This is a genomic window from Actinomycetospora sp. CA-084318 (assembly GCF_050955885.1).
Taxonomy (GTDB): Bacteria; Actinomycetota; Actinomycetes; order Mycobacteriales; family Pseudonocardiaceae; genus Actinomycetospora.
This window is the reverse complement of sequence record NZ_CP192098.1, coordinates 5,759,509-5,769,865: the sequence shown is the minus strand read 5'-3', so window position 1 is coordinate 5,769,865 and position 10,357 is coordinate 5,759,509. Positions and strand designations below refer to the sequence as shown.

At 73.0% G+C, this 10,357-nt stretch carries 13 protein-coding genes; 9 read left to right on the top strand and 4 right to left on the bottom strand.

Going from position 1 to position 10,357, the window contains the following annotated elements:
• Positions 1 to 20: 20 nt before the first annotated feature.
• Both ACQPYX_RS28210 and crcB read right to left on the bottom strand, forming a co-directional pair.
• Positions 21 to 386: a fluoride efflux transporter FluC gene (locus ACQPYX_RS28210; protein WP_433800574.1), complete on the bottom strand. Its 366-nt coding sequence runs from the start codon at positions 384 to 386 to the stop codon at positions 21 to 23.
• Entirely contained in the window at positions 383 to 844 is a 462-nt protein-coding gene (gene crcB / locus ACQPYX_RS28205) for a fluoride efflux transporter CrcB (protein ID WP_433800573.1), read from the bottom strand. Before crcB ends, ACQPYX_RS28210 begins: the two co-directional genes overlap by 4 nt.
• A 245-nt stretch (positions 845 to 1,089) precedes the next feature.
• On the opposite strand from crcB, the gene ACQPYX_RS28200 reads away from it, so the two are divergent.
• The 5 genes from ACQPYX_RS28200 to ACQPYX_RS28180 all read left to right on the top strand — a co-directional run bounded on the left by ACQPYX_RS28200 (position 1,090) and on the right by ACQPYX_RS28180 (position 4,394).
• The gene (locus ACQPYX_RS28200; protein WP_433800572.1) at positions 1,090 to 1,572 is read left to right on the top strand and encodes a helix-turn-helix domain-containing protein; all 483 of its coding nucleotides are present in this window, start codon (positions 1,090 to 1,092) and stop codon (positions 1,570 to 1,572) included.
• A 5-nt stretch (positions 1,573 to 1,577) separates the two neighbouring features.
• Complete coding sequence (locus tag ACQPYX_RS28195; protein ID WP_433800571.1) at positions 1,578 to 2,306, top strand: hypothetical protein; 729 nt, start codon at positions 1,578 to 1,580, stop codon at positions 2,304 to 2,306.
• A 123-nt stretch (positions 2,307 to 2,429) separates the two neighbouring features.
• A complete protein-coding gene (locus tag ACQPYX_RS28190) occupies positions 2,430 to 2,753 on the top strand; it encodes a DUF2516 family protein (RefSeq protein ID WP_433800570.1) in 324 nt (107 codons plus the stop codon).
• Positions 2,750 to 3,304, top strand: coding sequence for a YbaK/EbsC family protein (locus ACQPYX_RS28185; RefSeq protein WP_433800569.1), 555 nt, complete (start codon positions 2,750 to 2,752; stop codon positions 3,302 to 3,304). The genes ACQPYX_RS28190 and ACQPYX_RS28185 overlap by 4 nt, the downstream gene beginning before the upstream one ends.
• Positions 3,305 to 3,434: 130 nt before the next feature.
• Positions 3,435 to 4,394, top strand: coding sequence for a pirin family protein (locus tag ACQPYX_RS28180; RefSeq protein WP_433800568.1), 960 nt, complete (start codon positions 3,435 to 3,437; stop codon positions 4,392 to 4,394).
• Here ACQPYX_RS28180 and ACQPYX_RS28175 read toward each other — a convergent pair.
• Positions 4,391 to 4,861, bottom strand: a complete 471-nt coding sequence (locus ACQPYX_RS28175; RefSeq protein WP_433800567.1) for a DUF2505 domain-containing protein — start codon at positions 4,859 to 4,861, stop codon at positions 4,391 to 4,393. The genes ACQPYX_RS28180 and ACQPYX_RS28175 overlap by 4 nt on opposite strands.
• A 23-nt stretch (positions 4,862 to 4,884) precedes the next feature.
• Here ACQPYX_RS28175 and ACQPYX_RS28170 point away from each other — a divergent pair, with 23 nt between their 5' ends.
• On the top strand, positions 4,885 to 5,946 hold the full coding sequence (locus ACQPYX_RS28170; RefSeq protein WP_433800566.1) for a UDP-N-acetylmuramate dehydrogenase: 1,062 nt from the start codon (positions 4,885 to 4,887) through the stop codon (positions 5,944 to 5,946).
• Between the two features lie 32 nt (positions 5,947 to 5,978).
• Here the strand turns inward: ACQPYX_RS28170 and ACQPYX_RS28165 are convergent, their stop codons facing one another.
• Entirely contained in the window at positions 5,979 to 6,731 is a 753-nt protein-coding gene (locus ACQPYX_RS28165) for an SDR family NAD(P)-dependent oxidoreductase (RefSeq protein WP_433800565.1), read from the bottom strand.
• Between the two features lie 127 nt (positions 6,732 to 6,858).
• Here ACQPYX_RS28165 and mshA point away from each other — a divergent pair, with 127 nt between their 5' ends.
• The 3 genes from mshA to ACQPYX_RS28150 all read left to right on the top strand — a co-directional run bounded on the left by mshA (position 6,859) and on the right by ACQPYX_RS28150 (position 10,293).
• Positions 6,859 to 8,160, top strand: coding sequence for a D-inositol-3-phosphate glycosyltransferase (gene mshA, locus ACQPYX_RS28160; protein ID WP_433803824.1), 1,302 nt, complete (start codon positions 6,859 to 6,861; stop codon positions 8,158 to 8,160).
• Positions 8,157 to 8,639 carry a YbjN domain-containing protein gene (locus ACQPYX_RS28155; protein ID WP_433800564.1) on the top strand — a complete coding sequence of 161 codons (483 nt, stop codon included), beginning with the start codon at positions 8,157 to 8,159 and terminating at the stop codon, positions 8,637 to 8,639. Before mshA ends, ACQPYX_RS28155 begins: the two co-directional genes overlap by 4 nt.
• Before the next feature lie 76 nt (positions 8,640 to 8,715).
• Positions 8,716 to 10,293 (top strand): AMP-binding protein, encoded by a 1,578-nt coding sequence (locus tag ACQPYX_RS28150; RefSeq protein WP_433800563.1) that lies wholly within the window; start codon positions 8,716 to 8,718, stop codon positions 10,291 to 10,293.
• Positions 10,294 to 10,357 lie beyond the last annotated feature (64 nt).

The window sequence follows — 10,357 nt, the reverse complement described above, 5'->3', positions numbered from 1 at the left end:
GCTCGAGCACGGATTAGTACTCACAGGGCGAAGCCACCCAGCAGGCCGAGCGAGGCGGCGCCGAGGCCGGCGAACGTCGACATCAGCACGTTCATCACCGAGTGCGTGCGCTCGCCGGCCTCGGCGAGGCGCACCGTCTCGTAGCCCAGCGTCGACCAGGTGGACAGCCCGCCGCAGAAGCCGGTGCCCACCGCGGCGACCACCGCCGACGGGGCGGTGCTCCCGAGGACGACGCCGAGCACGAGCGAGGCGACCACGTTCACGGTGAACGTGCCCCACGGGAACGAGGTCCCGTGGGTGCGCTGCAGCGCGCGGTCGACCAGATAGCGGGTGGGCGCCCCGACCGCCGCCCCGAGCGCCACCCAGAGGCCGGTCAGCGCGGTCATCGGACCCCACCCGTCGTCGCGCGGGCGAGCACGAGCCCCAGCCAGGCCGCCCCGACCGACCCGAGCGTCGTCGCCGCGAGGTAGCCCAGGGTCGTCCCGAGGTGTCCGGCCGCGAGGAGTTGCTGGGCGTCGACGGCGAAGGTGGAGAACGTCGTGAACCCGCCGAGGACGCCCACCCCGAGGAACGGGCGCACGAGCGGGTGCGCGGTCCGCACCTCGGCCACGTGCACGACGAGGACGCCCATCAGCAGACAGCCGACGACGTTGATGACGAGGGTCGTCGTCGGGAAGGCGCCGTGCGGCGTGGGGAACGCGAGCCCGAGGCCCCAGCGGGCGAGGGCGCCGATCGCCCCGCCGAGGGCGACCGCGGCGACGGCCGCGCCCTGCCGACGCAGCAGAGGTTCGACCGGTGGGCGCCCCGCGATCACGTCGTCGTCGATCTCGGGACGATCGGACACGAGGCTCTCCCTGGGCGCGCGGAACCGGGCTCCAGGGACCGTTGGCGCCGGATCGACGCGGTTGTCGGCGGGCCCCACCGCCATCGCCGCAGACGGTAGTCCGCGCGTTTCCGCAGCGCACGGCGGTGCCTCGAATCGATCTCCGATGATGTGGCACAGCCCACGCCACCTGCGCAAACAGAGTGCTTGCATCAGCTAGCACTCGTGTTAGCGTGGATGTCAGTCACGGCGAGGAGGTGAGCACGATGTCCGGTGTGGACGGTGTCGACAAGGCACTCGGTCAGGCCGTGGAGGACATCGGCTCGTACATCCGCAAGCAGCGTGAGACGGCGCAGGTGTCCCTGCGTCAGCTCGCCAAGGTCGCCGGGATCTCGAATCCCTACCTGAGCCAGATCGAGCGCGGGCTGCGCAAGCCGTCCGCCGAGATCCTGGCCCAGATCGCGACCGGGCTGCGCATCTCGGCCGAGGCGCTGTACGTGAAGGCGGGGATCCTCGAGGAGCGAGTCGGCTCCGCGGTCCTCGACTCACTGGCCTGCGACCCGGAGCTCACCGAGCGCCAGAAGCAGGTCCTGCACGACATCTACGAGTCGTTCCGCCGCGAGAACCGCGCGGCCGGGGTCACGGCTCCTGCGCCCGCCGAGCGCGATGACGCCTCCGGCGCCTACACGGGGACGTCGGCCCTCGCCGTCGCCCCCGACCTCACCCGTATCCCGTCCGAAGAGGAGTGATCGTCATGCCCGTCACCTTCCCCACCAAGTTCGACGTCCGCGAGGCCCGCGACCAGGCCAACAAGGTCGTCACCGAGGTCGTCGACCCGTTCCGCGCCCCCGCGCTGGCCCTGCTCGGCCTCGGCGACTACGCCGTCGCGAGCGCCCAGGAGGCCTTCGCCAAGGTCCAGGCCGGCGCCACCGAGGTGCAGGCCCGCGTCGAGGACCTCCCCTCGGAGCTGCAGGAGCTGCGCGGCAAGCTGACCGCCGAGGACTTCCGCCGGCTGGCCGACAGCTACGTCGCCGCGGTGCGCAGCGTCTACAGCGACCTCGTCAAGCGCGGCGAGACCGCCTACGGGCAGATCAAGGCGCAGCCGCAGGTCAAGCAGGCCCTCGACAACATCGACTCGGTCTCGAGCGAGCTCGAGAGCCGGCTCGAGGACGCCACCGAGGAGTTCCGCGTCCGCGGTGAGGCCGCCCTCGCCGAGGTCACCAAGCAGACCCGCTCGGTCGGCGAGCGTGCCGCCCGCTACACCCAGAAGGTCACCGGCCAGGCCGCCGAGACCATCTCCGAGGTGAGCGACGAGCTCGCGGAGTCCGTGAAGGAGGCCGGCGAGGAGGTCGCGCACGAGACCCGCTCGACCACCCGCAAGGCCGCCGCGCGCACGGCGCCGAAGAAGCAGGGCCCGAAGAACGCCCCGAAGTCGGCCGCCACGAAGGCCGCCGCGCCGAAGGCCCCGACCGGCAAGGCCTGACGCTCCCCCCTCCGACGGCCCCGTCCCCGCACCCGCGGGGGCGGGGCCGTCGTCGTGCGCGCTGTCCGGTCCGTCGCCGGTGGGTGGATCGGAGCCGCCGTCACCAGCACGTATCCTCGCGGCGTGGGTCTGTCCGTGCCGTCCGTGTGGTTGAACCTCGACTACTACCTGTCGCTGCTGATCTGGGTCGTCGCGATCCCGGTCGGCCTCTACGCGTTCATCCACGCCCTGCTCCAGCGGGCGGACGCCTTCACCGCGGTCGACAAGCTGACCAAGCCCGCCTGGTGCGCGATCACCGGGGTCGGGGCGCTCCTGCTGGTCGTCTCCTTCGGCGGTCCGGTGTCCGGGTTCGCCATCCTCTGGCTGGTCGCCCTCTGCGCCGTGCTCGTCTACCTCGTGGACGTGCGGCCCAAGGTCACGGAGGTGCAGCAGGGCGGACGGTGGTGACCGGCCTCGAGCCGGCCGCCGGCACCCTCGAGCTCGTCCCCGCCCCGGACCGGCCCGACCTGCTCGCCCCCTCCGTCGTCGCGGCGCTGACGGCCCTTCCCGACGACGTGGCCCGCTCCTGCGGGGTCGCGGCGATCGACCCCGACCTCGCCGACACCGCGGCGTTCTGCGAGGCCTACTCCTCCCCGCTCGACCTCTCCGCGAACTGCGTCGTCGTCACCGGTGCGCGGTCGGGCGAGCAGCGGTTCGCGGCCTGCGTGGTCCTCGCGACGACGCGGGCCGACGTGAACGGCGTGGTCCGCCGCCGCATCGACGTCCGGAAGGCCTCGTTCGCGGCGACGGACCTCGCCGTCGAGCTCACCGGCATGGAGTACGGCGGCATCACGCCCTTCGGGCTGCCGGCCGACTGGCCGGTCCTGGTCGACCCCGCGGTCCTGGCCGCACCCGCCGTCGTCGTGGGGAGCGGTGTGCGGGGGTCGAAGCTCGTGGTGCCCGGGTCGGTGCTCGGGCTGCTGCCCGGGGCCGAGGCGACGGAGGGCCTGGGGCGCTGAGCACCGCCCGGTGCCGGTGCCGACTTCCGTGGCAGCAAAGCGTCGTTGCTGTCGCCAGATGACAGCAAAGCGTCGTTGCTGCCACGGCGGATCGCGGTATGGTTCAACCTTCAAGCACCTGGAGGTCGCCGTGCCCGCGCTCACCGTCCCCGACCTGACCGTCCTCCCGCGCCTCGAGGTGCCCGCGAGCACCGGCGCCACCGAGCGCTCCGTGCGCCGCGTGACCACCGCGCCGCGCGGGTTCGAGGGCGAGGGCTTCCCGGTCCGGCGGGCGTTCGCGGGCGTCGACCTCGCCGACCTCGACCCGTTCATCCACATGGATCAGATGGGGGAGGTCGAGTACGCGCCCGGCGAGCCCAAGGGCACGTCCTGGCACCCGCACCGCGGGTTCGAGACCGTCACCTACCTCATCGACGGCACCTTCGAGCACGCCGACAACCACGGCGGCGGCGGGCTCATCACCAACGGCGACACGCAGTGGATGACGGCGGGCGGCGGCGTGCTGCACATCGAGCGGCCGCCGGAGGCGCTGGTCACCTCGGGCGGGCTGTTCCACGGCCTGCAGCTCTGGGTGAACCTGCCGCGCGCCCAGAAGTGGGTGCACCCGCGGTACCAGGACCTGCGGGCGGGGCAGGCCGCGCTCGTCACCTCGTCGGACGCCGGCGCGCTCGTCCGCGTCATCGCCGGGTCGCTCGACGGGCACGCGGGCCCGGGCTCGACCTACACGCCCATGACGATGGCCCACGCCTCCGTGGAGCCCGGCGCGCGCCTGCACGTGCCGTGGGACCGCGAGCAGAACGCGCTGGTCTACGTGCTCGCCGGCGACGGGTTCGCCGGCGCCGAGCAGCGCCCGGTCACGACGGGGCAGTTGGTCCTGTTCGGCCCCGGGGAGTCGTTGCGCGTCGCGGCGGCCGGGACGCAGGACGCGCGCCACCCGAAGCTCGAGGTCGTCCTGCTCGGCGGCCGCCCCATCCGCGAGCCGGTCGCGTGGGGCGGGCCCTTCGTCATGAACACCCGCGAGGAGGTCATGGACGCGTTCGGAGACTTCTCGAAGGGCCGCCTGGGCGCGATCCCGGCCGACCGGGTCTAGCCGTCCAGCCAGCGCGTGAGGAACTCCGTCTCCCAGCGCAGGAGCTCGGAGACCTGCTCGGCGACGACGCCCTCGATCTTCCCGCCGACCATCGGGACCGGGACCGTCGTGGACGCGCGCACGGTGAACCGCGACCCCTCGCCCTCGCCGACGACCTCCTGGGTCCCGGTGATCGAGCCGGGCAGGCCGCGGACGTCGACCTGCACGTCGGCGCTCGAGCCGTGCCAGGTCTCGGTGCGGTCGAGGACCAGGTCGTCACCGGTGAAGCGGCGCACCACCGACGGCAGGAACTCGACCGGCACGCCCTGACGCAGCACGATCCGCCCGCCGTCGTGACTGACCAGCGCGGCGTCCTTCCCGCCCAGTTCGGCGAGCCGCGCGTTCAGGAACGCGTCGTCGGTGAGGGCGCCGACGACGGCGTCGGGCGGGTGCGGGAACGAGGCGTCGTGCTCGATGGGGCGGGCCACGGGCGGCAGGTTACCGTCGAGCGGTGCCCACCACCGTCGCCTCGCTGGCCGAGCTGACCACGCTGCGCCTCGGGGGCCCGGCCCGACGACTGGTGCGGCCGTCCGACCGGGACGGGATCGTCGCGGCCGTCCGCGAGGCGGACGCCGCGGGGGAGCGACTGCTTGTGGTCGGGGGCGGCTCGAACCTCGTCGTTCCCGACGACGGGTTCGCGGGCACCGTGGTCGCGATCGGCTCCCGGGGGCACACCGTGGCCGCCGCCGACGGCACGGCCCTCGTCACGGTCGAGGCCGGCGAGGACTGGGACGCCCTGGTGGCGGCGACCGTCGACGAGGGGCTCGGCGGGCTGGAGTGCCTCTCCGGCATCCCGGGCTCGACCGGCGCGACGCCGGTGCAGAACGTGGGCGCCTACGGCGTGGAGGTCGCCGACCTGCTCGTCGACGTCGAGCTGTTCGACCGGCGCGCCGACGCCGTGCACACCGTCCCCGCCGCCGAGCTGGGCCTCGGGTACCGGACGAGCCGGCTCAAGGGCGCCGACGACGAGATCGTGCTGGCGGTGCGCTTCCGGCTCACCACCGACGGGCTCTCCGCCCCGGTCCGCTACGCCGAGCTCGCGCGCACGCTCGACGTCGAGCCCGGCACGCGCGTGCCGGTGGCGGACGCCCGGGCCGCGGTGCTGGAGCTGCGCCGCGGCAAGGGGATGGTCCTCGACCCGGCCGACCACGACACGTGGAGCGCGGGCTCCTTCTTCACCAACCCCGTCGTCGGGTCGGAGACCGCGGACGAGGTGGCGCGGCGGGTGGCGGCCCTCGACCAGCGACCGGTCACCGCGTGGCCGACCGACGACGGGCGGGTCAAGCTCTCCGCCGCGGCGCTGATCGAGCGCGCGGGCGTGACACGCGGCTACCCGGGTCCGGACGCGCCCGTGCGGGTGTCCACGCGGCACACCCTGGCCCTGACCAACCGCGGCGACGGGACGACGACGCAGCTGCTCGACCTGGCCCGTGACGTGCGGGACCGGGTCGAGGCGACGTTCGGGGTGCGGCTGGTGCCCGAGCCGGTGCTCGTCGGTGGCTGCGCCTTGTGAGCACTTTCCGTGGCCGGGGCCACGGAAAGTGCTCACGTGCGGTGGAACCGCATCCCGGTCGCCTGGTCGCGCGGCTTGAGCACGATGGTGTCGATGTTGACGTGCGACGGGCGGCTCATCGCGAACGCGACCGTCGCCGCGACGTCCTCGGCGACCAGCGGCGTGATGCCCTGGTAGACCTTGTCGGCGCGCTCCTGGTCGCCGTCGAAGCGGACGAGCGCGAACTCCGTCTCCACCGCGCCCGGCGCGATCTCGGTGACGCGCACCGGCTCGCCGAGCAGTTCCCCGCGCAGCGTGCGGTGCAGCGCGCCCTCGGCGTGCTTCGCGGCGGTGTAGCCGGACCCGCCGTCGTAGACCTCGAGGGCGGCGATCGAGGTGATCGTGACGACGTGCCCGTCGCCGGAGGCGATGAGCGCGGGCAGCAGCGCCTTCGTCACGCGCATCGTGCCCAGGACGTTGGACTCCCACATCCAGCGCCAGTGCTCCTCGTCGCCCTCGATCACCTTCTCGGTGCCCTTGGCGCCGCCGGCGTTGTTGACGAGCCCGCGGACGGTGCCGAGCTCGTCCACCCGCGCGGCGAACGCCGCGACCGAGTCCGCGTCGGTGACGTCGAGGGGCACCGCGGTGCCGCCGGTCTCCTCGGCGAGGGCCTCGATGCGGTCCTGCCGACGGGCTCCGAGGACCGGATGCCAGCCGTCGGCCGCGAGGGCGCGGGCGGTGGCCGCCCCGATCCCGGAGCTCGCTCCGGTCACGACGACGAGCGGTCTGTCCGTGGGAGAGGTCACGGCGACCCACCCTAGGGCCGCTTTCGGGCGGACGGCGATCTGGTCGTTGCCTAGGCTGTGGACCGTGATTCCGGCGGCGAGGGCGGCGACGGACGGCACGGCCCCATCGCGGGCCCGGCCGCGGAACCTGGCATCCGTGCGGCGGTCCCCGCGCCGGGTCGCCGTCATCTCGGTGCACACCTCGCCGCTGGCGCAGCCGGGGACCGGTGACGCCGGCGGCATGAACGTCTACGTGGTGCAGACCGCGAAGGAGATGGCGCGCCGCGGCGTCGAGGTGGAGATCTTCACCCGCCAGACGGCGTCGGACCTGCCGCCGGTCGCCGAGCTCGCGCCCGGGGTCCTCGTGCGGCACGTCGTCGCCGGCCCGTTCGGCGGGCTCGGCAAGGAGGACCTGCCGAGCCAGCTCTGCGCGTTCACCGCGGGCGTCCTGCGCGACGAGGCCCGCCAGGAGCCGGGCTGGTTCGACGTCGTGCACTCGCACTACTGGCTCTCCGGCCAGGTCGGCTGGCTGCTGCGCGACCGGTGGGGCGTGCCGCTCGTGCACACCGCGCACACCCTCGCCAAGGTCAAGAACGCGTCGCTGGCGGCGGGGGACACCCCGGAGCCGCTGGGTCGGGTCGTCGGGGAGGAGCAGGTGGTCGCCGAGGCCGACCGGCTCGTCGCGTCCACCCCGGCCGAGGCCGAGGCCCTGATCTCGGCCTACGACGCCGACCCCGAGCGTGTGCGCACCGTCGCGCCCGGCGTGGACCTTCAGACCTTCACCCCGTCCCGGGACCGCGCCGCGGCCCGCTCCGCCCTCGCCCACGAGGCCGGGAAGCCCATGGGTGACGACGACGTCGTGCTCGCCTTCGTCGGGCGCATCCAGCCGCTCAAGGCGCCCGACGTGCTGCTGCGCGCGGCCGCCGAGATGATCGCCCGTCGTCCGGAGCTGCGGTCGCGGCTGACCGTGCTGGTCGTCGGCGGCCCCTCCGGATCGGGCCTCGCCCAGCCGGGTGTGCTCGTCGATCTCGCCGCGGAACTGGGTATCACCGACGTCGTGAGATTCCTCCGTCCCCGGGCGGGCGCCGCCCTCGCCGAGGTCTACCGCGCCGCCGACGTGGTCGCCGTGCCGAGCCACTCCGAGTCGTTCGGCCTCGTCGCGCTCGAGGCGCAGGCCTGCGGCACCCCGGTCGTCGCCGCGGCCGTCGGCGGGCTGCCGGTGGCCGTGTCCGACGACCGGTCGGGCCTGCTCGTCGCCGACCACTCCGCCGCCTCCTGGGCCTCGGCCCTGGAGCGCGCCGCGGTCGACCGCGTCACCCGCGGCCGGCTCGCGGCGGGCGCGATCGAGCACGCGCAGGCGTTCTCCTGGGACCGCACCACCGACGCCCTGCTGGCCACCTACGCCGAGGCGGCCGCGGCCCGTCGCGCGCCGCGGGAGGTGGCGGTGTGAGCCTCTCCGACGTCATCGCAGCCGCGCTCGACGAGCGCGAGCTGGCCTACCAGCGCCGCGACGAGGACAGCTTCTTCGTCACGCTGCCCGGCACCAAGAAGCTGCAGACCAACTGCTGGCTCGTGCTGACACCGCACGCCCTGCTCATGGAGGCCTTCGTCTGCCGGCGCCCGGACGAGAACTTCGAGGGCGTCTACCGGTGGCTGCTGCAGCGCAACACCCGGCTCTACGGCGTGCACTACTGCCTCGACGACGTCGGCGACATCCACCTCGTCGGCCGGATCGGGCGGCACGCGGTGACCGACGACGAGCTCGACCGGATCCTCGGGCAGGTGCTCGAGGCCGGCGACGGCGACTTCAACACGCTCATCGAGCTCGGCTTCGCGACGTCGATCCGCCGCGAATGGGCGTGGCGGGAGTCCCGCGGTGAGTCGTTGGCGAACTTGAGGGCCTTCCAGCACCTGGTGTCCGATTCCTGAGTGACAGCACGTGCCCGCGGCCGTACTGCTGGGTAGGTTGGTGTGACCCAGCTGACGCAGAACCAGGAGCTGTCGTATGACCGTGCGTAGTCCTTTTCCCGACATCGACATCCCTGACGTCGGGCTCCCGGAGTTCCTCTTCTCCGACCTGGGCGAGCACACGGACCGGGTCGCGCTGATCGACGGGCCGTCGGGGCGCACGATGACGTTCGGCGAGCTCGCGCAGGGCGTCGACCGCTTCGCCGCAGCGCTGGGCGAGCGCGGGCTCGGTCGCGGTGACGTCATCGCGCTGTTCGCGCCGAACACCCCGTACTACCCGGTGGTCTTTCACGGAGCCCTCGCCGCCGGTGTCGCGGTGTCCACGGTGAACGCGCTCTACACCCCGGACGAGCTCGCGTTCCAGCTGCGCGACTCCGGCGCGAAGATGCTCGTGACGGTGTCGCCGTTCCTCGACCGGGCGCGCGCCGCGCTGCGCGAGGAGGGCCTCGCGGTGACCGAGGTCGTGCTGCTCGACGCGGCTCGCGACGAGGCCTCGACCCCGCTGCCGGAGAACGCGCTGGCCGACCTGCTCACGACGACCGCCGAGCGCCCGTCGGTCCAGCTCACCGGCGACGAAGTGGCCGCGCTGCCCTATTCCTCGGGTACCACCGGCCGGGCCAAGGGCGTCGTCCTGACCCACCGCAACCTCGTCGCGAACCTCGTGCAGTTCGCGCAGATGCAGAGGACGACCACCGAGTCGAAGATCCTCGCGGTCTTGCCGTTCTTCCACATCTACGGCATGACCGTGATGATGAACAACGGCATCTACCAGCGGGCCGCCGTCGTCACGATGCCGAAGTTCGACCTGGCGGAGTTCCTGCGGATCGTCTCCGAGCACCGGGTCGACCGGATCTACATCGCCCCGCCGATCGCCGTCGCGCTGGCCAAGCACCCGATGGTCGAGCAGTACGACATCGACTGCGTCGACGTCGTCTTCTCCGGCGCCGCGGCCCTCGACGCCGACCTCGGCCACAAGGTCGCGAAGCGGCTGAACTGCAAGGTCTACCAGGGCTACGGCATGACCGAGCTGTCGCCGGTCAGCCACGCGATGCCCGAGGACCGGCCGGACATGGACCTCTCCTCGATCGGGGTGGCGCTGCCCAACATCGAGTGCAAGATCGTCGACCCGGAGACGGGCGAGGAGAGCGAGCGCGGCGAGCTGTGGGTCAAGGGCCCCAACGTCATGCGCGAGTACCTGAACAACGCCGACGCGACCGCCGACACGCTCGACGCCGACGGCTACCTGCACACCGGTGACGTCGCGACCGTGACCGACGAGGGCGTCTTCTACATCGTCGACCGCGTCAAGGAGCTCATCAAGTACAAGGGCTATCAGGTGCCGCCGGCCGAGCTCGAGGCGCTGCTGCTCACCGACGACCGCATCGCCGATGCCGCCGTGATCGGGGTGAAGGACGCCGAGGGTGAGGAGATCCCGAAGGCGTTCGTCGTGAAGCAGCAGGGGGCGGAGATCTCGGAGGACGACGTGATGTCGTTCGTCGCCGAGCGCATCGCCCCGCACAAGAAGGTGCGGGTGGTCGAGTTCATCGACCAGATCCCGAAGTCGGGCTCCGGCAAGATCCTGCGCAAGGACCTCCGCGCCCGCGAGAACGCCTGACGGTCCCCGACGACGGGAGCCCGCGCGGCTCCCGTCGTGGGAGGCGGTCCTTGACAGTCCGGCC